This window comes from Micromonospora sp. DT4 (assembly GCF_049841675.1).
In the GTDB taxonomy this organism is placed as follows: Bacteria; Actinomycetota; Actinomycetes; order Mycobacteriales; family Micromonosporaceae; genus Micromonospora.
Genome location: NZ_JBNCKT010000090.1, coordinates 1 through 22,754 on the forward strand (window position 1 = coordinate 1; position 22,754 = coordinate 22,754).

The following is a 22,754-nucleotide window of genomic DNA, read 5'->3' on the forward strand; positions in this document are numbered from 1 at the left end:
ACCATCGACATCGCCACCATCAAGATCTGGCTCCGCGACCTCGCCCGCGAAACCTGATCCACAAGACACGGCCTAGCACCCCATGCTCCTCGGCGGTCAGGAGGCACTGCCAGATCAGGGCCAGCGACGCGAAGCCGGGCACCGCGATCGCCGCCGCCCGCCGCACGGGTGGCACCGGCACCTCCACCCGCTCGACCGTTCCGGTATCGACGGCGCCGACGTCAGCGGCACCCCGAGCCGCGACCAGCCCCGGCTCGGGCACAACTATGGGTGCGGTGCCGGTGTGCTCGGCGATCGCCGCCGCCAGATGCGGCAACTGGACGCTGCCGCCCACACAGTAGACACCGGCGAGGTCGCCGACCGCGAGCTCAGCGGCGGCGACCGCCTCCTGCGTCAACCGCGCCACGCGAGCCGCCACCGGCCGGACGGCCTCGTCGAGCATCGCGCTGTTCGCGACTACCGGCGGCCGGTCCGGGAGCGGAACCGTGACAGCCGGATGGCTCACCAACGCTTCCTTGGCCACCCGAACACTGCCCGCCACCGACGCCCACGACGCGCCCTGGCCCTCTCCCGTCGACGCGCCGACGAGGGCATCGGCGAGCGCGTGATCGACCGCCGCGCCGCCAGCCGCCGCGTCCGCGAGAGTCGCGAGAACCTCGAACCCGGCCGCCCCACGGCGCAGCACCGTCACCTCCGCGCCAGCGCCGACATCGCAGACGGCAAGGAACGCGCCGACCGGCACCCGCACACCAGTGCTGAGCAGATACTCGGCGACCGCCACCGGAGCCTCCACCAGACGCGGCTGCGGCAACCCCGCCCGGTGCGCGACCTGCCGCATCCAGGTCCGCCGCCGAGGCCCCCACCCCGCCGGCACCACCACACGCACATCCCGCACCGGCTGACCAACGACCCGCTCGGCTTCGACCGCGACCCTGCGCAGCGGCGACGCCGCCACCTCCAGCGCCTCTGCGCCAGCGTCGCCCGCCGCCGCACCCTCCACCGGGAGGCGCTGCTTCGGAATGAACGCTCCAGGCTGATCGGGTGCGGGCTGCCCCGCCGACGCCGCCCGCCCCTCAACGGGCGCGTACAACACGCTGGGCAGGTACGGAGCCCCGTCGAACGACAACACACACGCACTGCCGTCGGCCCACGCCAGGACAGCTCGGGTTCCAGCGCTGCCAGAATCGATCGACAACCGCACTTCCCCCGCCCCCATGCCCACAGTCAAACATGAGGATCACATTCACGTCATCCACCTGCCCGCTACCCGCGCGCCGGCATCCTCTCCAACGAGGACCTCGCCTTGCCTGCCCCACCAGACTCCGCAGCGCAGAACGGGACGTAAGCCGGGAGCCGGGGCGACGCCCAGGATCATCATGGAGTCACGAGCGCTCGCGCGGCGTACGGAATGCCTTGCCCTCTTTCTCCCCATTCCGCATTCCCTGGTCGGAAAAGACAAAACCTGTCCGTCTTACGCTGCCGCGAAGGGGTCCTTCATGGCTGTGTAAGACGCGGACGATCTTGCCGGGAAGCCGCGCGCTGTCGGCGGGGACTCCCGATAGCGGGGATTGCGGGAGACGAGTTCGACGCGCCCACGTCGGACTCGGCAAGTCCCGGAGAGCGGCGGGTGAGGACACGGGCTGGAAGGACGGCGCCGCAGGACGGCAAGATGGCGGCGTGACCGCCCCGACCCGGCCGCCCCTGGCCACCCTGGATGCGGTGCTCGAACGGCTGACCTACGTCAACGAGGAGACCGGCTACACGGTTGCCCGCGTCGCCACCGAGCGCGGCAGCGACCTGCTCACCGTGGTAGGCGCGCTACTCGGCGCGCAGCCGGGCGAGACGCTACGGCTACGCGGGCGCTGGTCGTCGCACCCGCGCTACGGCCGACAGTTCGAGGTCGACTCCTACACCACCGTGTTGCCGGCCACGATCCAGGGCATCCAGCGCTACCTCGGCTCCGGGCTGGTCAAGGGCATTGGCCCGGTGTTCGCCGAACGGATCGTCGCGCATTTCGGCCTGGACACCCTGCGGATCATCGAAGAAGAGCCCGCCCGCCTCGTTGAGGTGCCCGGGCTCGGCCCGAAACGCACGGCGAAGATCACCGCGGCGTGGGAGGAGCAGAAGGCCATCAAGGAAGTCATGGTCTTCCTGCAGGGCGTCGGCGTCTCCACCTCCCTGGCGGTGCGGATCTACAAGCAGTACGGCGACGCCTCCACCGACGTGGTCATCAAGGAGCCGTACCGGCTGGCCGCCGACGTTTGGGGCATCGGCTTCAAGACCGCCGACACCATCGCCCAAGCCGTCGGCATCCCGCACGACAGCCCCCAACGGGTCATGGCCGGACTGCAGTACACCCTGTCCGAGGCCACCGACAACGGCCACTGCTACCTGCCCGAACCCGACCTCATAGCGGACGCCACCAAGATCCTCGACGTGCCCGCCGACCTCGTCACCCGCTGCCTCGACGACCTTGTCGCCGACGAGGGCGTCGTCCGCGAGACTCTCCGCGCAGCCGGCGGACAGCCGGTGCAAGCGGTGTACCTGGTGCCGTTTCACCGCGCCGAGCAGTCCCTCGCCAACTCGCTGCGGCGCCTCCTGCACGACCGGGCCGACCGGCTACCCCACTTCGGGGGCGTCGACTGGACCAAAGCCCTGACCTGGCTGAAGGCCCGCACCGGCAACGACCTCGCCCCCGAGCAGGAACAGGCGGTCCGCCTCGCGCTGACCTCGAAGGTCGCGGTCCTCACCGGCGGGCCCGGCTGCGGCAAGAGCTTCACCGTCCGCTCCATCGTCGAACTCGCCGCCGCGAAGAAGGCCAAGGTCACCCTCGTCGCCCCGACCGGCCGGGCCGCCAAACGCCTGTCCGAGCTGACCGGCCACCCCGCCGCCACCGTGCACCGACTGCTGCAACTACGCCCCGGCGGGGACGCCTCCTACGATCGAGACAACCCTTTCGACGTCGACCTGCTCGTCGTCGACGAGGCGTCGATGCTCGATCTGATCCTGGCGAACAAGCTCGTCAAGGCCATCCCGCCGGGCGCGCACCTACTGTTGGTCGGCGACGTCGACCAGTTGCCCTCCGTCGGTGCCGGCGAGGTCCTGCGCGACCTACTCGCCGCACCGGTCATCCCTCGGGTGCGGCTGACACAAGTCTTCCGCCAGGCCGCCCAGTCCGGCGTGGTCACCAACGCCCACCGAATCAACGCCGGCCGCCCGCCCATTCTGCGGGGCTTGCCGGATTTCTTCCTGTTCGCCTGCGACGATACCGACGCCACCGCCGAACTCACCGTCGACGTCGCCTGCGCCCGAATCCCGGCCAAATTCCGGCTCGATCCGCGCCGCGACGTGCAGGTCCTCACTCCCATGCACCGCGGACCCGCTGGCGCCGGCGCGTTGAACACACTGCTACAGCAGCGGCTCACCCCGCACCGCGAGAACCAGCCCGAGCGGCGCATGGGCGGCCGAGTGTTCCGCGTCGGCGACAAGGTCACCCAGATCCGCAACAACTACGACAAGGGCCAGGCCGGGATCTTCAACGGCACCCTCGGCGTCGTCACCGCCCTCAGCGCTGAGGAGCAGACCCTGACAGTCCTTACCGACGAAGACGAGAGCATCGACTACGACTTCGACGAACTCGACGAACTCACCCACGCCTACGCCATGACCATCCACCGCTCCCAAGGCTCCGAGTACCCCGCCGTCGTCATCCCCCTGACCACCAGCGCCTGGATGATGCTGCAACGCAACCTGCTCTACACCGCCGTCACCCGCGCCAAACAACTCGTCGTCCTCGTCGGCTCCCGCCGCGCTCTCGCCGCCGCTGTGCGCACCGTCGGCGCCGGACGCCGCCACACCGCCCTCAATCATCGCCTCACCTGACGACGCGCGCCCGGGCATGGCGTTCCCCCAGCAGCCCCAGCTACTCCGCCCGCGCCGGTTCCAGCCGATCATCCTCATCAAACAGCACCGCTACCGCGGGTTCGCTTGTTCGGCCGCGTCGACGCTCGTGTCCGTACCTCGGGTCGAAGCCGAGCAGCGCGATGCGCAGGCCACCGACGCTGCTGTGGCGCAACCTCTCCGGCTGTGGATACGGCAAGGTCCAGACCGGCCGCGCGGGCGGATGGTTGAGGTAATCGGCGAAGGATCTCCGAGAGACGATGAAGGGACGCGATCTTCACGCCTGAGACGAGGAGACAGCGCTCATGTAGCCTCGAAGAGTGTCCTCGCCGATTCCTCACGGTGACCCCGCCAAGCGCATCCTCAGTCAACTCACGGCCTTGGTCGACGAGTTGGAGTCTGTGACTCCTCCGAGCCGAACCGCCGCGCGCAACTCGCTGCGAAATGCGCTGACGGCAGAGGCGACGCGGCTCGAACAGGCGGTAAGTCGCCTCGATCCAATCCTCAGACCGAGCAGCCTCTTCGACCCGAGCGCTCCGGCCACCACTGGTCGCATCGTCGCCCTGACGACGATCGCCCAGCAGCGACATCCGCTGGTCTCTCTTCAGCCCTTCTACGGTGCCGGCGTCTACGCCCTCTACTACAAGGGTCCGTTCGGCGCTTACTCCCTGCTCTCGGGAACGGAACAGCCGATATACGTCGGCAAGGCCGACCCAAAGAATGTCGCGGCGAAGGACGCGGTCAGTCAGGGAACGAGCCTGTTCGACCGCCTCAACGAGCATAGGAAGAACATCGCCAAGGCGACCTCGACGCTGCGCGCGGAGGACTTCGACTGCCGTTTCCTGATCGTGCAGACGGGTTATCAGCGCGCTGCCGAGGAGTACCTCATCAACTTCTTCAAGCCCATCTGGAACAACGAGATGAGGATCTGCTACGGCCTGGGCAAGCACGGGGACAGCGCCACCACTCGCGCGAACAAGCGATCCCCCTGGGATACCCTTCACCCTGGCAGAGGATGGGCCGGTGGCCTCATGGAGGACCAGAAACCGGAGAGCCAGATCAGAAGCGAGATCCAGGATCATCTCAAGCGAGTGCCGCCGCACGCGACGCTCGAGGCGATCCTGGCGGACTTCCTCAGCGACCTCGGTCAACTCGCGCCTGGCAGCTTCACCACCGCCGAGGACGACAAGGCGTCTGTCGAGACCGACTCTGTCGTCGGGGACGACTCGAACGGCGGCGTGGCGGGCGAGTTGTTCTGAGCGGCAGCGGCTCATGACAGCGTGACGTGACGCTGTCACGAGCAAGCTCGGCCTGCCTAGGGGATTCCCGCTGAGGCGAGGTCGGCCCGGAGTTCCTCGATGACGGCTAGCGCGTCCTCCTCCTCGACGTCGCCGGCCCACCGCAGGCGCCAAGCCGAGCCATCCGCGAGCATCGCGTCGAGCGCCCGCCCGGCGAGGTCTCGCAGCGATGCGCTGACCTGGATGTCCCGCCGACCGAGGAGGAACCTCGGCGCGTACGCCGAGTCTGAGACTGGCGTGCCGGTGATCGACTGCAGCACGGTCGAGGCCGCCGCGACCGCTCGAGCCGCCCCGCCCGCCGTGAGGGCGTGATCGGCCGACACCGCGGCGCCGAGCGCGCGGCATACGAACTCGGTGCGACGGTCGGGGGCGATCGCCTCCAGGGCCGCGCACCACTCGACCGCGTCGTCGTTGTCGAACGGACCGAGCTGCCAGGTCGCCATCGCCCCTCCCTCTGCTGGCGTAACCAAACCACATTCACGACGCCGCGTGCGTCGGGCCTCCGTCGTGACTCGGTCCCGACGCGTACGTCGTGGGAGGCGCGCCCTCTCTGACATCACCCTTTCAAGATCGATAACTCCGCGGTATGCTCCTGCCATGTCTGAGCCGGCAGGAGACTCGAACAGGGATCGCACCTCGGTGGAGCTCTTCGCTGGCGGCGGTGGCCTCGCGATGGCCGTCCACCGAGCGGGCTTCCGCCCCCTCTTGGTCAACGAGCTCGTCAAGTACGCGTGTGAGACGCTCGAAGCCAACGCGGCGAGTCGACGTGGCGAGACCGAGCGAATTCCCGTCCCGGGCGAGCGGTGGCCCCTTGTCCCCGGCGACGTGGGCAGCGTCGAGTTCGACTACTTGTGGGATCGCGTCGACCTGCTCGCCGGGGGTCCACCCTGCCAGCCCTTCAGCCTGGGTGGTGTCGCCAAGGGCGACGAGGACAAGCGCAACATGTTCCCGCAGATGTTCCGCGCGATCCGGCAGATCCAACCCAAGGCCGTCATATGCGAGAACGTCCGCGGGCTGCTGCGGCCGTCCTTCAGACCGTACTTCGACTACATCGAGCGGGAGTTGCGGCTGCCATTCGAGGAGCGCGTCGACGGCGCTACTTGGCGTGAGCATGACGAGCTGCTGCGGAGGCGACTGGACGAGGACCCGCCGGACCCGAAACGGCGGTATGAGGTCGTGACCACGACGGTGAACGCCGCCGACTACGGCGTCCCGCAGGTTCGCAACCGGATTATCATCGTGGCGTTCAGGTCAGACCTCGGCGTCGATATCGAACGCTTCAAGAGGGCCGTCCGCCCGCGATACTCGGAAGCCGCGTTGATCCGGTCGATGCTGGACGGCTCCTACTGGAAGCGGCATCCGGACATCCCAGGGCACGTTCGCCACCGGGTCATGTCGCGACTGCCGGACATCCCTCCGAAGGCTGACGACACGTTGCCATGGCGCACCCTTCGCGACGCCATCAAGGGTCTCGACGGCCAGCGCCCCCTCCCCTCGGTGCCCTGGGATCGCCTCGACCGACGGGAGTACCGGGTCGGGGGATTCACCGACCACATCGGCTGGCCGGACGCGCGCATCTACGCGGGGCATACGCCCAACGAGCTCGACCGACCGGCGAAGACGGTGAAAGCCGGGGTACATGGCGTACCCGGCGGGGAGTCGGTGCTGCTGACCGACGAACTGCTACCCGAACCCATCGACGGGTCGCCCTACAACTACCGACACCGGTATATGACCGTACGCGAGACCGCACGGGTCATGACCTTCCCCGACGACTGGAAGCTCGCCGGCCCGCGAGGTGAGCAGATGCGCCAGCTCGGTAACGCCGTTCCCGTCATGCTCGGCGAGTTCTTCGCCCGAGCCATCGCCACCGCGCTCGACGAGGCCGAGAGCCAGCCGTGACACCGTCGGCGCGGACCGACCAGCGCTGGGCGGACAAGCCGCCGGATCCGAGAGCCTGGCAGGGCCGAAAGGGCCGCAGCCGACGAGCGGCCTCGGCCGAACAGGACCGGGCCGCTGGCGGACCCGACCGCCGCTGGGTCGACCTCGGCGATGGACGGCGGGCACGCGCCTCCGTCGCACTCAAACTGCTGCCGCGAACGCGACGAATCCGCGCCTATCTACGCTGGTCAGATCGTGGCCGGTCGCCCGCTCGCTATCTCGGGGAGGTCGAACACTCCACCCGGGCCGGGAATCTGGCCGAGGGATGGCGCCTCGCCCGGGACCGAGGAATTCTCGCCGCCTTGGACACCGCCCAGGCCTCGTGGGCGAAGACCCCGGCCGTACGAGCCGTGATGCGGGCCAATAAGGCCCGCGATACCGGTCCCGAGAAGCGCATACGCTCGCTTCTACATAAAGCGGGCCTGCGATACCGAGTCAACACCCGCCCACTGGCCAGGCTGCGGCGCACCGCCGACGTGGTCTTCCCCACCGCCCGCGTCGCGGTGTTCGTCGACGGCTGCTACTGGCACGGATGCCCCGAGCACTACCGGCCCGCCCGCGCCAACGAACAGTTCTGGCGAGAGAAGATCGACGGGAACCGCGCACGTGACCGTGAGACCGATCAGCTACTCGTCAGCGCAGGCTGGACGGTTGTCCGAATCTGGGAACACGAGAGCCCCGCTGAGGCTGCCGAGCGGATCAAGGGGTTCGTTCGCAATTCGACGACGCCACCGGACGAGAATGTTCCGTCTGCCGTCCGAACCGGCGTCATCGTCAGCCCGAATTCCTATCGATAAATATTGGGCTGCGAGCTTGCACAAGTGTATGGGCGCTCGGTGCGGCGTGGCCCGCTCGGTGTGTAGGTAGCTGCGTCGTAGCAGTTGGGTGGGATCGGCGAACCGCGCCGACCGTGGCACGCAGGTGATCTCGTGATCGTGCGGCGTAGCCGACACTCGCACGGCGTCGGCCCGGCCGGCGTTCCTTCGCAAGGAGAGGCTAGGCCTGACACCTGCTGTTCATCAAGGAAAACGGATTTCTCGACGGAAGCCGTACTGCGCATTTGTTGTGTTCCAGCGGCGCTCGTCTTTACGCTGCCACGGTTCTGTGTGGACTCCGGGCAGGAGGGTGGTTCGATGTCGCTGACCGACAGCATTGGTGCCGACGTGCAGGCGATGGCGGCGGGTGTAGACCGGGCGCAGCAGGAGGCCGGCGCGGTCGACCATGCGATCGAGCAGGTTGCCGCTCGGGCGGTGGCCTCTGGCTTCGCCGGCATCGCTGTGGGGTTGGCCCGCGCGAGAGAAGTGCTCGGACAGGCCCGGTCTCGGCTGGCGCAGGCCGGTGGGGTCCTGGGTGAGGCGTCGCGATCGCTGAGCGCCGTGCCGCAGCAGCCGTCACCGCAGGAGACGATCGCCGCGCTCACGCCGGTCGTCGCCGCGCTGACCGCTGTCGACGGCCATGTCACCATGGCCGGGTCCGCGGTCGATGACACGCGGCGGCTGGTCGCTGCGGCGTTGCAGGGAGGACAGCCCGGTCCCACGCTGTCGCGGCTGCAGCAGGTGCTGCAGGTGCTGGCGACCGTCCGGACCCGCGGGACCGAAGCCCGGCAGCACGTCGAGACGGCGCTGGCGCAGGCTCGGCAGGTCGGTGAACTGGGAAACTGACCATGGGCGGTGGCAGCGATATCAGCCGACCGCCCGCCATGCGCGACACGTCTGCGAGTGCAAGGGAAGCACCGGTTCGGTCCGAGTTGATGCCCAAAGGGTTGACCGATGCCGCTCGGGACCTGCCTCAACGGCAAGCCAAAGACCCTACCTCCGGTGTGGCGTTCATCGGTGGTGAGCGGATACCCATGAGGTCTGGCCGTGACCCGGCCGCCGCCGCGGACCTCAAGCCGGCCTACAAACTCATCGCCACCACAACCGACCATCTGGAGGCCAAGCTTGCCGCCCGGATGCGCCGCGACCACATCACCCGGGCAGCCGTCGTGACCAACAATCCGCCCTGCGACTACACCCCCTACGGCTGCGAGAAGATCCTCTCCCGGCTCCTGCCGGCCGGCGCGCAGTTGGCCGTCTACGTACGCGACGATGAGGGGCAGGTACGTCATTGGCGTACCTACACCGGAAACGGAAAGGCGATCGCATGAAGGTGACCTGGACCTACGACCGGGGCGAACAGCGCGACAACCACGAGGTCGAACTGACCGACCCCGACGCCCTGGAAGCACTCCTTCGCGATATCCAGCGGGCCGGCGAGCCCGTCGTGCTGACCATCTTCAACGACACCAGCGACGACCCCGACGACCTGCCACCCGGCATCCAGATCGGACTCGGTCACCCCACCCACGCCTTCGCGGTACACATCGCTGACGACGGCGACTACCTCAACGACCCCACAGCGGAAACCCCGACCAAGGGACTCCACTTCGACTTCGGCGGCGTGCCCACCGAGTACCCAGCCAAGCACCTACAACTGCGGCCCGAAACGGCGATACAACTGGCAGTCACCTTCCTCAAGACCGACGGCGAACCGCCGCACCTATCGGCTGTCACCGAGTGACCGCGTGGCGAGGGCTGCGGCGCGCTCTGGCGCACCCGCCCGTGATGCCGAAGGCCCTCGTGCCCCGCAGGTACGACGTGGTGACGCCCACGCGCCTGGAAGACTCGCCCCGTCGTCCTATCTGCGCAACCTCTTATCGCCGCGTAGCCACCCAGTTACCCGACAGTCTCTTAGGCGAGGCGGCGTCGTTGTGGCGAGTAGTAGCCTGACTGCCGCGGCTCGTACCGATGCCTGTTCGCGAGCGTCGGACGCGGCGCTTGCGTGCCCGGCGTGTATCGGTGCAGGAAGGATCTCCATGCAACTCGTGTCGATGACGGTCCACGGTTTCCGCAGCCTGCAGGACGTCGGCCCGATTCCGATCCGGCGCCCAACGATCCTGACAGGGCACAACGACAGCGGGAAGTCGGCCACAATTGATGCGCTCGCGTTCCTGCTGGGGACCTCAACCCTAGCGGAAGAGGATCGAACCTTCGCGGCACCTGGGAACTTAGGAGACGCAGCACCATCCGACTCCGCCGGTTCGACGGCCGGAATCCGAGTGGAAACCACATGGGTGGAAGGCGAATTCCGGCTCTCGAACGAGGAGCAGCAGAACCTCTCGCTTCCCGAGCTTGTACGGATGCGACGTCTCAGCAGCCAGGAACTCGGACCCCGCCTGGAGTTGCTGGTAGAAGCACCGGAAGATGTGCGGCTGCGAAACCTCGACGCGCAGTCGGTGGCCGATCTACGTGCGACCGCAGGTGAGCTCGGAGTCACTCCTACGGGTGACGGGCGGGCCAAGAGCAGTTGGGTCACGGCCCTTCATGAATACGCCCTGCCGCAGCCGTCAACGCAAACCTGGACCCCCGCGAACAGAGAGATCGTCGCCTGTCTGCCGAAGTTCCTGCGCTTCGGTGACGCCGAATCTGCTGAAGCGGCCGTCAAGGTCGCCTTGAACAGCCGTTATCGATCCCATCTAGAAGACGAGGATCTCAAGCAGCAGGTTCGTGGCCTGGAAGACGAACTCGGCCGACGAGTACGCGAGGACGCACAGGGCTTGGTCGAGCACATCAAGCAGCGGTGTCCTGACCTGGTTTCCGTCGATGTATTACCAGATGTCTCATTCAAGGCTGGCCTGCAAGCCACGAGAATCCTGTTGGCACGTACCGACGGTGAGACGGTAAGCCTTGCTGCAGTCGGCGCCGGTCGTTCCCGCCGCATCAGTCTCGCCATCTGGGAGTGGACGAGCGAACTCCTGCAACGGGACGTCGCCGGCCATGACTCCTCCCAGGGACCGCAGATCGTGCTTGCCTACGACGAGCCCGATACCCATCTGGACTACATCCAGCAACGCCGGGTCATGGCCCTGATCCGAGAACAATGCGCGATCGCAGGCGTGTCCATGGTCATAGCCACCCATTCAATGAACCTCATCGACGGAGCAGCAATCGAAGACATCGTTCACCTGCAACTCGAGGGAGAACGCACGCAGGCGAGCCGACTGCTGTCCGACCTTGACGACGACGTAAACGGGCAGTTCCTGTCGGACATCGCCACAGCCCTAGGACTGCGCAACACTGTCCTACTCCACGAACGATGCTTCGTCGGCGTCGAGGGCCCCAGCGAACAACAGTCCTTCCCACTGTTGTTCCGACTATGCACGGGTCGGCCGATGCATACGGCCGGAGTCGTGATCGTCGGTTGCCACAACAACGAAGGGGCCTTGAAGTTCATCGGCTACCTGGCCCGCTCGAAGCGGCAGGTCATGCTGATCGTTGACGCGGACAGCCGGAAGACGAACAAGCTGTTCAGCGATGCCAACCTGGTCAAAGAGGGACTCGATATCCCGAACCAGACTCGCTTCATCGGTCAGAACGACACAGAGCTGGAATTCACCTTCACCAACAACCAGTGGTGCGAGCTCGCAAACTCACTATGGCCTCGTAACGAAGGAGCCTGGAAACCGGAAGACATCGACGCCCTCCGGTCCGGGAAGTTCAGCTCCAGCCTGCTGAACCTGCTCCGCGAAGGCAGCGACAGCGGCCCGTCATCCAAGGTCGAGATGATGTATGAGATGGCACGAAGCCTCAAGACAGCTGACGAAGTTCCTCCTCAGCTTCGCGATGCGTTCCTTGAGGTCGAAAAGCTAGCCGCTTTGGACGCGTGAAGCTCGACGGCTCAGCATCCTGGCGCGTCTCTGCTCAAGCGTAGGGGATTCCCATGGGTGCCAGCTCTTAGCCGGAGTCCAGCGCTGGCCGTGTCCGCGCTCTGGTACCCCGCACCAGCGGCACGAGTTGGGCTCTGGAGTCTCGGAGTGACGTATGCGGTGTTCGATGGCTGTCACGGCACGACTCCCTCCTCCACTCCCTCTACGATCGCACAGGGGTACGACACTTCTGCAGCTTATTGCTGTGAAGTAGCTGCTCAGACGAGGTAGGAGCGCTCGACCTCACATGCTGCAGAAACGGACGGTCGTTGACGTAACGGACCCTCAACGGGCTTGACGGACGCCTAATCCGTGGGTGCGGGTCGGGGATGCCACAGCAGCTGAGCCTCGAGGATCTCGCGGTCATGACGGCGTCCGACGAGCGATCTCGCTGTCGGCGAGAGCGATGGCCGAGGCCTGGGAGTTCGGCTGTCCGGCGGCGTTCACTACAAACCCGCCTGCCGACGGGTGTGCTGAACAAACTTGCGTGCGGCGGCGAGCCGAACCGGAGGCTATCGGCCGTTTTGGTCATTTACCTGAATGTGTTGACCGGTTACGTTCGGTGCTCGGTGTCTGATTGGAGGTTTTGGTGGAGGTCTTGAGCTTCACGGAACGGATGTTCGTGAAGACCATGTTCCGTGACCGGATGGCGGACCTGAACGGATCAGCGTTCGAGGACTTCTTCATCCGCATCATGACCGCCCGCTACACCGACTTCGTCGAGGTCAGGACCCACGGCAACATCGGCGATCTCTCGTCGGACGGCCTACGGCTTCACGACGGGAAGCTGTATGCCTGCTACGCCCCGGAAACCTTCGACGCGGACAGCGCTCGTGACGTGAAGAAGAAGTTCACCGGAGACCTGACCGGCGCCCTGACCAAACGAGCGGGGGAATTCCAGACCTTCGTCTTCGTCTACAACGACCCGCGCCGCGGGTTGCACCCCGAGATCACCCAATTGTTGGCGCAGGCGCGGCGCGAGCACGCCCCGTTGGCCTTCGAACCCCTGGGGCCACGTCAGCTACTCGGTGAGCTGTTCCGGCTGGTGAGGTATCAGATCGAGGAGGTCTTCAGCGCCCCCATCCCCGTAGAGGACGTCGTCTACGGAGTGGGCCTCGAGGACCTCAAGCCCCTTCTGGACCATCTCGTCGAACGCCGCCGGCAGACCAGCGGGCACCAGGCGCCACCCGAAGTATCCGCGCTGAAAATGGACTACAACCAGCTCGACGACGATGATCGAGAGATGCTCCGCCGCGGGATGCTCTACACCCATCTCGTCGAGGACTACTACCAGGGCCTTACGGACATCACCGAACGAGACGAAGTGGCAGCCGACTTCAACGCTTACTACCGCGAGATCGCAACGGTGTACTCGACAGCCGCCGAGGTCATCTACGAGCTCGAGAAGTACGTAGCAGGCAACCGTCACCTCGACCGCGCGAGCGCGCAGGCCCTCGCCGTAGTCCTGGCCTACTTCTTCGAGACCTGCGACATCCTCGCGGAACCGCCGACCGGCTGGACCCCGCCTGCCCGGGAACCTGCACTAACATGATCATCCCGACCAAGGGCATCACGCCGCAGCGCTCACTAATCGCTGTGGGCGCCCAGATCCTGGAGATCATGGACGGGCCTCTCACGGTGAGCCAGGCATGGGCCAGGCTCCGTCAATGGCGCCGCAAGCATGATCATCACGCCCCGGTACCTTTCTGGTGGTTTGTCCTGGCTCTTGACCTATTGTATGCCCTCGGAGTCGTCGAGTTGGACAACGAACTCCTGGTCAGAAGGAGGGCAGATGCTACGGCACTTGAGCGCCGATGATCCACGCTTCAAAGCCCTTGCCTTCCATCCCGGCCTCAACATCCTGGTCGCCGACACCACCGGCGCGTCGGCAGACACCGACAGCCGAAACAGCGCCGGCAAGTCCAGCATGATCGAACTCTTGCACTTCCTGCTCGGCAGCAGCGCCGACAAGAACTCGTTGCCGGCCCACCCGAAACTTCGGCAGATAACGTTCGCCTTGCGCCTAGACTGGCCGGACCTCCCCGACGGACTCACCGTCGAGCGCACGGGAGTAAACCCCGGCGCGATCCGCCTCCGGCCGCTCCCCCTAGGCGTCGGCTCCGACCAGTTCGACCTCGGCGACGCCCAGGTAACCCTGCCCGAGTGGCAGACCCTCATCGAGCGAAACCTCTTCAACCTTCCCGCCGAGCACCCGGGCGTCACCGGTCGCAGCCTCTTCAGCTTCCTCATGCGCCGAGTCGGTTCACACGCCTTCAACGAGGCCGCCCGCAGTTTCGCCCGGCAGGCAAATGCGGAAGCGGCCACGTCGCTGGCGTATCTGCTCGGGTTGGACTGGCGACTCGCCGACCGCTACCGCGAGCTTCAAGCCCGCGAAGCCGTCAGCAAACAGCTTCGCAAAGCCGCCTCCGACCCGGTCCTCGGACGCATCATCGGTCAGACTGCCGAGCTCCGAGGCCAGATTGCCATCGCTGAACACCGCGTGGCAGAGATCCAACGAAGGATCGAGAACTTCCGCGTCGTCCCCGAGTACGACAACCTCCGTACCCAAGCCGACCAGATCGATCAGCGAATCCGGCAGCTGCGCAACGACGACGTCATCGACCGGCGCAACCTCGCCGACCTGGAACAGGCCGTCGACGAAACTGTCGACCCAGATCTCGCCTACCTCGAAACCGCCTACGCAGAACTCGGCGTGGTGCTCGGCGACCAGGTGCGTCGAAGCTTCGACGACGTACGGGCATTCCACGGATCCGTCGTCCGCAACCGGCGCCAATACCTCGACGAAGAAGCGACGGCGATCCGATCACGTCTCCAGCAACGCGACGCCGAGCGAGGACAACTCGGGGAACAGCTCGCCGCTATCTTGCGCACCCTCAACGAAGGCGGCGCGCTCGACGCGTTGACCACTCTTCAACAAATCCTGGCCCAGGAGCAGGCACAACTCGAAGCCCTCCGGCATCGCTTCGACGCCGCACAGGCTCTCGAGTCGAACCGGCGCGAGATCAAGCAACAGCGCGTCGGTCTGCAACAGGAGATGGAGACCGACATCGAAGAACGACGCCCCATCGTCAACGACGCGGTCGTCCTGTTCGCCCAATATGCCCAAGCCCTCTACGGCGCCAATCGCGAGGCGTACCTCCGCATTGGCCCCGGCGAGACAAGCCTGAAGATCGAAACACACATCGCGAGCGACAACAGTGGTGGCATCGGCAACATGGTCATCTTCTGCTTCGACCTGACCGTCGCCGTGCTGGCACACAGAAGCGGACGAGCGCCGGACTTCTTCGTCCACGACAGCCACCTCTACGACGGCGTCGACGAACGCCAACTCGCTCGCGCCCTCACCCTTGCGGCCGAGGTGGGCCGGCAAGAAGGACTCCAGTACATCGTCACGCTGAACTCTGACGAACTCGACAAAGCTATCCGCAGGGGCTTCGATCCGACCGGCCACGTCCTCGAACAGAGGCTCACCGACAGCTTCGACGAAGGCGGACTTTTCGGATTCCGCTTCTGAAGCGGTCGATGAACGGCGGGAGGGCTTGATGGGCGGCGAAGCCGTGGGCGCGGGGATGCCTCTACAGGTGAGCCTCGATGACCTCGCGGCCATGGCAGCAGCCGACGAGAACCATCGCTACGAGCTCAGCCTTGAGGGCGTTTTGTCGGTCGCGGCGTTGGCGGAACCCGGCCATGCACTGCTGGTGTCGAGACTCTTTGCCTGGTTACTGGCCAACGGCTACACCCCCGACCAAGTGGCCATCGACTGCGGCATCAACATTGGCGGCGCCCGAGTTCCTGACCTGACGGTATGGGCGAAAGGATCACCACCGCGGTCCAGCCGATCGAGCTACGCTGACACCGCTGGACTGCTCCTTGTCATCGAGGTGCTGTCCAGAGAATCTGAAGTCATCGACCGAATCATCAAGAAGGCCGAGTACGCCAGAGCCAGGATTCCGTGCTACTGGATCGTCGAACGCGACAACGGCGCCACAGTTCGCCAATACGCCTTGGATGTCGACACCGGCGCCTATCAGCTCAGCCCCGGCGGACCTTCTGTCAACGCCGCCTCAATCGTGACCACCGTGGTCCGGCTGAAACTGGACCACCTCGGGTTGGTTGACCTTTAGTCGTTGGTCTTGGTGGCCGGTGGGACGCGGCCGAGGTCGCGGTCCTTGAGTCGGTAGCTGTCGCCCTTCATCGAGATAACTTCGGCGTGGTGGACGAGGCGGTCGATCATGGCTGCGGCGACGACGTCGTCGCCGAAGACTTCGCCCCAACGCCCGAAGGGCTTGTTGCTGGTGACAATTAGTGAGGCCCGTTCGTAGCGGTTAGAGACCAGTTGGAAGAACAGGTTCGCGGCTTCGGCTTCGAAGGGGATGTAGCCGACCTCGTCGACGATCAGCAGCGGGATCCGGCCGAGCTTCACGAGTTCGTCTTGCAGCCGGCCGGCGTGGTGGGCGTCGGCGAGACGGGACACCCATTGGGCGGCGGTGGCGAACGCGACCCGGTGTCCGGCCTGGCAGGCCCGGATCCCGAGGCCGATGGACAGGTGGGTCTTGCCGGTGCCGGGCGGGCCCAAGAAGACGACGTTCTCCTTCGACGCCACGAAGTCGAGGGTGCCCAGATGAGCGATCGTCTCCCGTTTGAGGGAGCGTTGGTGCTCGAAGTCGAACTCCTCCAGGCTCTTGCGGGCCGGGAACCTCGCGGCTCGGATGCGCCCTTCACCGCCGTGGGCCTCCCGGGCGGCGACCTCGCGTTGCAGGCAGGCGGCGAGGAACTCCTCATGCGTCCACGACTCCGCCCGGGCCCGCTCCGCCAGACGTTCCACCGACGCCGCGAGAGATGGGGCCTTTAGAGCACGGCTGAGGAACGCAATCTCCGAGGAGACGTTGCGATTACTGGTCTTCGCGGCCATCACGCAGCCACCTCGTCCAGGCCGAACATCCGGTCGTAATCGGCCAACCGCCGGTGCTCGACCTCAGTCGTGACCGCTGGCGCCGGTGCCTGTCGGGCAGCTGTCCGCAGATCGGCGGCGGCCTGACGGTGAGCCGGGTCGGTGATGCTCTGATGCTTTGCCCAGCACCGGGCATGCCGGGCCACCAGACGGCCGTCGCAGAACACCTCCACCTGACCGGAGTCGGCGTTGACGTCGACACGACGTCCGACGACCGACGGATGCACCGAGTAGTCGTTGCTGTCCAGACGCACGTAATGATCCCGAGGCAACCGCGTGGTCTGGTGCCATCCGACCACCGGTGGCACTGGCGGCAGCGACAGCATCGCGGCCCGGTCGGCGTCCCACCGGTCCACGGGTCGGCAGCCCAACGTCCGGTGCCGACGGTTGTTCGCCCGCACCAGCCACTGCGCCAACTGGGTGTTGAAGTCGCCCGGAGAGGCGAACCGACGGCCGGGCAGGAACGACGTCTCGAGATAGCCGTTGGCCCTCTCGACCAGGCCCTTCGCTTCAGGATCTGCAGGCCGGCATTGGATCACCTTGATGCCGAGGGTCCCGCGGAAGGCGTTCATCGCCTCGGTCAGCTGCGGGCGGCCGGCCCGCCACTGCCCGACCGCGGACTCGTTGTCCCAGACCAACGCCTTGGGCGTCCGGTCCCAGCCGGAGATCAGCGTCCAGTGCCCGGCCAGCAGATCCGGTGACTGCCGCGACGGGATCATCACCGCCGTCAGCCACCGCGAATACCCCGACACCATCACCAACACCGGCGGCCGGCCGACCTGCCCGAACCCCAACGACACGTCCGCCGGCGGGAACCACAGGTCGCACTGCGCCAGCTCACCCGGCAGATACTCCGTGCGCTGGGCCGGATCGGGGCGGCGGAACAACGGCCGCAGCTGCTGCACCCGATCGCAGAACACCGTCTTGCCCCGCGTCCACCCGACCCGTTCCATGATCACTGTTGAGGGCATCTCCGGGAACTCCGCCAACAACACCCTGATCTGCGGCTCGACCGCGTCCACGATCGAACCCTTCCCCGCCCGCCGATACCGCGGCGGCTCATCACTGGCCAGGGCCTTCTTCACGGTGTTGCGAGACATCCTCAACCGCCGTGCGATGGCCTGAATCGCCATCCCCTCCGACCGCCGCAGCCGCCGGATCTCCGCCCAGTCCTCCACGCTCAGCACCTCCCGATGCTTCAGGAGGTGGTCCCGATTCAGCCGGAACCACGTGGTCAGTTTTCAGGCGGAGCCGACACCTTCAACGCTTGACCAACTTCTCGCCTCTGTTCCTGTCATCTCCTGAACCAGGAAGGCCCGGTGTTCTGCGGCTCACGCCGCCATCGCGTAGCGGCCAAGGGCGATTGAATCGAGCTCCGACCCCTGGGGCACGGAACCGCATCCGCTTACTGTCCTCCCGGCGGTCTGACCCGAAAAGCAACTCCAGCGCCGCTCAAGGCGGCCCTGCTCGGACGTCTGGAGCCCGACATCGTCAGCCGCGACCTCGACGGAGGCTAACGGTCCGCACCCGGTCGGGCCTGAGGAGAGTACGAGCCTGCGTTGCTGTCGGGGGCCGGCATCCTCTGGCCCTCGACACGGGAACATGGGGGCATCGCGGCCAGGGCTATTGCGTAGTCGCTTGAGTGCCGGCTGACCTGCGGGAACTCGCGGTCAACCGTCCGGTGCAGGTGGTCGGCTCGACTGGGCACCGAAGCTGAAGTGGTGCGACCGAAGGCCCGTAGCTCCGTAGGTCGATAAACCGGGACCGCCACGACGGGGGCTGCGCTGGAGCTGACCTGCGAAAACGGACTACGCAATAGCCCTGGCATCGCGGCTCTCGGTGTAGATCGCCGTGGTGCTCCGATGGTGCTCGGACGTTCGGCACCGAAAGAGCACGAACGCGGCAAGTTCAGCACGTGGATATAGCCGTCGGCCAGCGTCCCGCTGGCTGTAGCGCGCGGACCAGCCGAAACAACAAGCCCTCCGCGCGGACGGAGGGCTTGCAAAACAGCATTGAGTATGAGCCTTTGTATGTGGTGGGGAAGGTTTGCTGCCCTTCCTCCTACGGATCAGAAGGTTAGGGGTTCGAGTCCCTTCGGGCGCACAAGATCAACTGGGGTCTGACATGCTTGAATGGCGGTCAGGCCCCTTGCTTGTTTCGTCCCTTGTGGACGGTTGGGTGCTCGGTGGGTGCTCGTGCGACGAGCATCCCTCGCGTCCCGCCCCGTCCGGTGCGCGCCGGCCCAGTCCAAATGGGTTTTGATCATGGTGCGACATCTTTGGCGCAAAGTCCAGATAGTGGGACGCGGATTCGTTGGCGAGTGGCCCGCGCTGCCTCTCCCGGCGGAAGCTCTGGCTGGCTTGCGGTGGTGGTGGGCGTCCTGGTTCATCCGCGGCTACCCGGATGGGCGGGATGACCTGTGCCGCTCTCATCCGTTAATGTCAGCGTGCCGTGAGGGAAATGTAGCGAGCGGTGATCAACACCTCCGACGGTGGTGGAGGGACATCCTCGTGGATCCGCAGGAACTCAGTGACGTCAAACGAGCGCTCGGGCGGCAGCTCGCCCGGTGGCGTTCGACCCGCGGGCTGACGCAGGACGATGTGGCACGGCGGGTGCACAGCACGCGGAGCACGGTGGCCAACGTCGAAAGCGGCCGGCAGGTGGTCGACCGGATCTTCTGGGCGCAGTGCGAGTCGCTCCTCCGAGCGGGCGGCGAGTTGCTCAGCGGCTACGACGAATACCGTTCTCTCGAAGTCCGACACCAGGAGGAGAAGGCCGAGGCAGCTCGCCATGCCCGCTGGGGTGCGGTCCTTGATCCTGCGATGATCGCCGAGGCGAGTTCGCCCGACCCGGCCCAAGGTCCTGCCAGAGCACGCGTGCTCCCGGAGGGCGCGAGCGGGACGGCTGCCGACCTCGCGGTCGCGATAGTCGAGGTGGATGGGTTGCGCCGCTCGCTCAACGAAACCCTGACCCTGGGGTCGATCAACGCATCCGGGCTTGACGAGTGGGACCGAATCGTCACTCATCACGGCCGTGCGACTCGTGATCGCTCGACCGGCGCACTGCTCCGCGATATCGCTGGCGACCTCACGGAGCTGATAGAACTCTTCGGCCGTCGTCCGTCCGCCTCCGCCCTGAGCCGTCTGACAGGGATGGCCGCGCAGATGTCGGGTCTGCTGTGCCTGGTCTTGTGCAGGATCGACGACACGACCGCGGCGCACCGCTGGGCGCGCACCGCCCGGCTCGCGGCCATCGAAGCGGGGGAACCCATGATCCAAGCATGGGTGCTCGCGCAGGAGGCCCATGTCCACTACTACAGAACGGACTTCGGCGAAGCCGTCGAGGTGGCACGTTACGCGCAGGAGATCGCTGGACACAGGGCGTCTGCGGGGACAGCTCTGGCAGCAGCGATCGAGGGGCGGACGCACGCCGCGACCGGACGACGGGAGGAGACTCGGGCGGCGCTGGGTCGGGCGGAGGACTTCCTGTCCCGCCTTGACGGAGACGCTGTGAGCGCCTCCGCGTTCGGCTACAGCGAGGCCCAGCTGCGCTTCCATCAGGAGAACGCCTACACCCGTTTGGGAGAGGTCGACGCCGCGCTCGCCGCGCAGGAGCGGGCCCTCGAACTCTGCTCTCCTGGCGACTACACCGACTGGGCGCTCACCCGACTGGACCGCGCCATCTGCCTGACAGAAACAGGCCACGCCACCGAGGCCCTCGACTCGCTCACAGAGACAATCGGGAGTCTGGACGAGGCGAGGCGGCAGGGCATCATCGCCGAGCGCGCCCGCCTCGTCCTCGACACACTGCCCCCGGTGCAGCGATCGTCGTCGATCGCACGCGACCTCCGGGCACTCCTCACCGAGGGCCGATAGAAAGGCGCACTTCCTTGACCGTCGTAGTACCCGCTGAACCAGTCCACGTCGACACGATCGCCGCTCTACTTGAGGAACTGGACAAATTCTACGGCGAGACCGAGGTTGAGCCGCTGGACGTACGGACACGCCAGATCAACGAGGCGCTCTTCGGTCACCCGCCCATGGCGTACGCCGTGCTGGCCTGGGATGGAGAGGTGCTCGTCGGGCTCGCGACGTACTCCTTCCTATGGCCAGCCGCCGGCCTGACGCGTTCGCTCTACCTCAAGGAGTTGTACGTGGCGGACGCGGCAAGGGGCCGAGGGATTGGACAGCTCCTCATGGACCGCCTTGTCGAGGTGGCGACCGCGAACTCCTGCAGCCGGATCGAGTGGACCACCGATCGGGATAACGCGAAGGCCCAACGTTTCTACGAGAGGATGGGCGTCTCACAGCACGGCAACAAGATCTTCTACCGGCTTGACGGTCAGCGGCTGCGGCCGGAAGGTGGCAGGTAATCAGTCGCGGCAACTCCGTTTCTTACCTTGATCATTTCCCTCCCTCTTTCTTGCCGCTGGCGCGCCCGGATGAGGTGGACGCTCGCTGGCCGTGCTGAGGTCGGTTACGGTGGTTTCGCTCTGCGTCGATTGGCTCTCGCGTCTATGGCGCGGTCGTGGAGGTCGGGGTGTCGTGATCGATCCGCAGCAGGTCCAGGACGCGAAGCGCACGCTCGGTGCGAGGCTTGCGGAACGGCGTAATTTGCGTGGCCTGACTCAGGCTGTTCTGGCTGCGCGGGTGCACAGCACTCGGAGCACCGTCGCCGGGGTTGAGCGTGGCGACCAGGTTGTTGATCGGGTCTTCTGGCAGCGGTGCGAGACGTTCCTGGGTGCTGGTGGTGAGCTGCTTGCCGGGTACGACGATTACCGGCGACTCAAGCAGCGGCTTGATGAGGAGAAGGCCGATGCCGGACAACGCGCGCGGTGGGGTGAGGCCGAGCGCGATCTGCCGCAGGCGCTTGGCGACGTCCCAGCCGGGGCGGGCCAGGATTCGCTTCCTGAGGGCTGGGCCGCGCGGCCTTCGGCAGTGTCAGGTGGACCGCCCGTTGGGCTGCCGGACCGGTCCGCCGGACGGGGATCGCCTGAGCTGGGACACGCTTCGGTAGGTGTGGATCCCGTGTTGGCCCTGCACTGGACCGAGATGCTTCGACTCCTCGCGGTCTCGCACAACATGTTCGGATCCCGGCAGGTCTATGAAGCTGTCTGCCGGGAGTCGGCAGTCATCCGCCGCTACCGTAATGAGGCGGCGGAGGATGTCAAGCAGGGGCTGCTGGCAGTGGAGGCGCGGTGGGCGGAGTTCGGTTCATGGACCGCCGACAACCTCGGGGACGCGACGGCCGCAACGCATTGGCTCAACCAGGCGCTCGGGCTGGCGCGTAGGGCTGGAGACCAGCGGATGGCTGCCTACGTCTTGATGCGGCAGGCGCAACAGGCCGCGGACCGGCTCGACGGCGCTCAAGCCGCCGCACTCGCCGGAACTGCCGAGGCCCTTGTGGAACTCACCGATCGTGACCGTGCCCTGTGCCTGATTCGCCAGGCCCAGGGACATGCCCTTCGTGGCGACCAAACGCGCTCACTGGCGGCGATCAAGGCCGCACATCGACTGATCGATCGCGCGGCGGACATCGGCGCAGACGACCCGGACACCATCGGCCGTCACTGCACCCTCGCCTACCTGCGGGCTCACGAGGGCTACTGCTTGCTACGTCTTGGTCAAGTCGACGCGGCGGCGCACGCCCTTGAAGATGTCCTGGACGGTTGGCCCGCCGACTACCGTCAGGATGAAGCACTGACGCGAGCCTGGCTCGCCTTGTCCTACGTCGCCGCCGACCGGCTGGCGGATGCGGGTACTGAGGGAAGTCGTGCGTTGGCTCTGACCGCCGCGACCTCTTCCGCACGAGCGATGCGCACCCTTAGAGCGACCGGCAATAGGTCCAAGATCCGGACATGCGGGTACCTGCGGGAAGGAAGCAGGCACGGGTCCATTGA

At 66.3% G+C, this 22,754-nt stretch carries 19 protein-coding genes; 15 read left to right on the forward strand and 4 right to left on the reverse strand.

What is annotated here, in order from left to right:
* Window positions 1–19: 19 nt before the first annotated feature.
* Entirely contained in the window at window positions 20–1,000 is a 981-nt protein-coding gene (locus tag ACLQ24_RS21940; protein WP_425893589.1) for an Hsp70 family protein, read from the reverse strand.
* A gap of 677 nt (window positions 1,001–1,677) precedes the next feature.
* Here ACLQ24_RS21940 and recD2 point away from each other — a divergent pair.
* Together recD2 and ACLQ24_RS21950 are read left to right on the forward strand one after the other, a co-directional pair.
* Window positions 1,678–3,882, forward strand: a complete 2,205-nt coding sequence (gene recD2, locus ACLQ24_RS21945; protein WP_151493016.1) for an SF1B family DNA helicase RecD2 — start codon at window positions 1,678–1,680, stop codon at window positions 3,880–3,882.
* A 338-nt stretch (window positions 3,883–4,220) separates the two neighbouring features.
* On the forward strand, window positions 4,221–5,159 hold the full coding sequence (locus tag ACLQ24_RS21950; RefSeq protein WP_425893590.1) for an Eco29kI family restriction endonuclease: 939 nt from the start codon (window positions 4,221–4,223) through the stop codon (window positions 5,157–5,159).
* A gap of 56 nt (window positions 5,160–5,215) precedes the next feature.
* On the opposite strand, the gene ACLQ24_RS21955 is transcribed toward ACLQ24_RS21950, so the two are convergent.
* Window positions 5,216–5,641 (reverse strand): DUF4259 domain-containing protein, encoded by a 426-nt coding sequence (locus ACLQ24_RS21955; protein WP_425893591.1) that lies wholly within the window; start codon window positions 5,639–5,641, stop codon window positions 5,216–5,218.
* A gap of 154 nt (window positions 5,642–5,795) precedes the next feature.
* Between ACLQ24_RS21955 and ACLQ24_RS21960 the strand changes: the two genes are divergently transcribed.
* From ACLQ24_RS21960 to ACLQ24_RS22005, 10 genes are all read left to right on the forward strand, one after another.
* Entirely contained in the window at window positions 5,796–7,100 is a 1,305-nt protein-coding gene (locus ACLQ24_RS21960; protein WP_425893592.1) for a DNA cytosine methyltransferase, read from the forward strand.
* Window positions 7,097–7,936: a very short patch repair endonuclease gene (locus tag ACLQ24_RS21965; RefSeq protein WP_425893593.1), complete on the forward strand. Its 840-nt coding sequence runs from the start codon at window positions 7,097–7,099 to the stop codon at window positions 7,934–7,936. The genes ACLQ24_RS21960 and ACLQ24_RS21965 overlap by 4 nt, the downstream gene beginning before the upstream one ends.
* A gap of 336 nt (window positions 7,937–8,272) precedes the next feature.
* Window positions 8,273–8,800, forward strand: a complete 528-nt coding sequence (locus ACLQ24_RS21970; protein WP_425893594.1) for a DUF6244 family protein — start codon at window positions 8,273–8,275, stop codon at window positions 8,798–8,800.
* A gap of 89 nt (window positions 8,801–8,889) precedes the next feature.
* Entirely contained in the window at window positions 8,890–9,285 is a 396-nt protein-coding gene (locus ACLQ24_RS21975; protein ID WP_425893609.1) for a DddA-like double-stranded DNA deaminase toxin, read from the forward strand.
* Entirely contained in the window at window positions 9,282–9,698 is a 417-nt protein-coding gene (locus tag ACLQ24_RS21980) for an Imm1 family immunity protein (RefSeq protein WP_425893595.1), read from the forward strand. The genes ACLQ24_RS21975 and ACLQ24_RS21980 overlap by 4 nt, the downstream gene beginning before the upstream one ends.
* A gap of 295 nt (window positions 9,699–9,993) precedes the next feature.
* Window positions 9,994–11,844: a TOPRIM nucleotidyl transferase/hydrolase domain-containing protein gene (locus ACLQ24_RS21985; protein ID WP_425893596.1), complete on the forward strand. Its 1,851-nt coding sequence runs from the start codon at window positions 9,994–9,996 to the stop codon at window positions 11,842–11,844.
* A 628-nt stretch (window positions 11,845–12,472) separates the two neighbouring features.
* Entirely contained in the window at window positions 12,473–13,435 is a 963-nt protein-coding gene (locus ACLQ24_RS21990) for an ABC-three component system protein (protein ID WP_425893597.1), read from the forward strand.
* Window positions 13,432–13,701, forward strand: a complete 270-nt coding sequence (locus tag ACLQ24_RS21995) for an ABC-three component system middle component 6 (protein WP_425893598.1) — start codon at window positions 13,432–13,434, stop codon at window positions 13,699–13,701. Before ACLQ24_RS21990 ends, ACLQ24_RS21995 begins: the two co-directional genes overlap by 4 nt.
* The gene (locus ACLQ24_RS22000; protein WP_425893599.1) at window positions 13,688–15,418 is read left to right on the forward strand and encodes an ABC-three component system protein; all 1,731 of its coding nucleotides are present in this window, start codon (window positions 13,688–13,690) and stop codon (window positions 15,416–15,418) included. The genes ACLQ24_RS21995 and ACLQ24_RS22000 overlap by 14 nt, the downstream gene beginning before the upstream one ends.
* A 28-nt stretch (window positions 15,419–15,446) precedes the next feature.
* Window positions 15,447–16,028: a Uma2 family endonuclease gene (locus ACLQ24_RS22005; protein ID WP_425893600.1), complete on the forward strand. Its 582-nt coding sequence runs from the start codon at window positions 15,447–15,449 to the stop codon at window positions 16,026–16,028.
* Here the strand turns inward: ACLQ24_RS22005 and istB are convergent.
* Window positions 16,025–16,816 carry an IS21-like element helper ATPase IstB gene (istB, locus tag ACLQ24_RS22010; protein ID WP_425893601.1) on the reverse strand — a complete coding sequence of 264 codons (792 nt, stop codon included), beginning with the start codon at window positions 16,814–16,816 and terminating at the stop codon, window positions 16,025–16,027. The two genes, ACLQ24_RS22005 and istB, sit on opposite strands and share 4 nt — an antisense overlap.
* A complete protein-coding gene (istA, locus tag ACLQ24_RS22015) occupies window positions 16,816–18,042 on the reverse strand; it encodes an IS21 family transposase (RefSeq protein WP_425893602.1) in 1,227 nt (408 codons plus the stop codon). The genes istB and istA overlap by 1 nt, the downstream gene beginning before the upstream one ends.
* A gap of 1,323 nt (window positions 18,043–19,365) precedes the next feature.
* On the opposite strand from istA, the gene ACLQ24_RS22020 reads away from it, so the two are divergent.
* From ACLQ24_RS22020 to ACLQ24_RS22030, 3 genes are all read left to right on the forward strand, one after another.
* Window positions 19,366–20,730, forward strand: a complete 1,365-nt coding sequence (locus tag ACLQ24_RS22020) for a helix-turn-helix domain-containing protein (RefSeq protein WP_425893603.1) — start codon at window positions 19,366–19,368, stop codon at window positions 20,728–20,730.
* Between the two features lie 14 nt (window positions 20,731–20,744).
* Window positions 20,745–21,227 (forward strand): GNAT family N-acetyltransferase, encoded by a 483-nt coding sequence (locus ACLQ24_RS22025; RefSeq protein WP_425893605.1) that lies wholly within the window; start codon window positions 20,745–20,747, stop codon window positions 21,225–21,227.
* Between the two features lie 172 nt (window positions 21,228–21,399).
* Window positions 21,400–22,754, forward strand: a 1,355-nt coding sequence (locus tag ACLQ24_RS22030; protein ID WP_425893607.1) for a helix-turn-helix domain-containing protein, incomplete at its 3' end; no start/stop codon positions are given.

What these genes read in the sequence shown, in the direction of transcription:
- ACLQ24_RS21955 (WP_425893591.1), bottom strand. Translation starts at nt 5,641, where the DNA reads ATGGCGACCTGGCAGCTCGGTCCGTTCGACAACGACGACGCGGTCGAG.
- ACLQ24_RS21960 (WP_425893592.1), top strand. Translation starts at nt 5,796, where the DNA reads ATGTCTGAGCCGGCAGGAGACTCGAACAGGGATCGCACCTCGGTGGAG.
- ACLQ24_RS21970 (WP_425893594.1), top strand. Translation starts at nt 8,273, where the DNA reads ATGTCGCTGACCGACAGCATTGGTGCCGACGTGCAGGCGATGGCGGCG.
- ACLQ24_RS21975 (WP_425893609.1), top strand. Translation starts at nt 8,890, where the DNA reads ATGCCCAAAGGGTTGACCGATGCCGCTCGGGACCTGCCTCAACGGCAA.
- ACLQ24_RS21980 (WP_425893595.1), top strand. Translation starts at nt 9,282, where the DNA reads ATGAAGGTGACCTGGACCTACGACCGGGGCGAACAGCGCGACAACCAC.
- ACLQ24_RS21985 (WP_425893596.1), top strand. Translation starts at nt 9,994, where the DNA reads ATGCAACTCGTGTCGATGACGGTCCACGGTTTCCGCAGCCTGCAGGAC.
- ACLQ24_RS21995 (WP_425893598.1), top strand. Translation starts at nt 13,432, where the DNA reads ATGATCATCCCGACCAAGGGCATCACGCCGCAGCGCTCACTAATCGCT.
- ACLQ24_RS22005 (WP_425893600.1), top strand. Translation starts at nt 15,447, where the DNA reads ATGGGCGGCGAAGCCGTGGGCGCGGGGATGCCTCTACAGGTGAGCCTC.
- istB (WP_425893601.1), bottom strand. Translation starts at nt 16,816, where the DNA reads ATGGCCGCGAAGACCAGTAATCGCAACGTCTCCTCGGAGATTGCGTTC.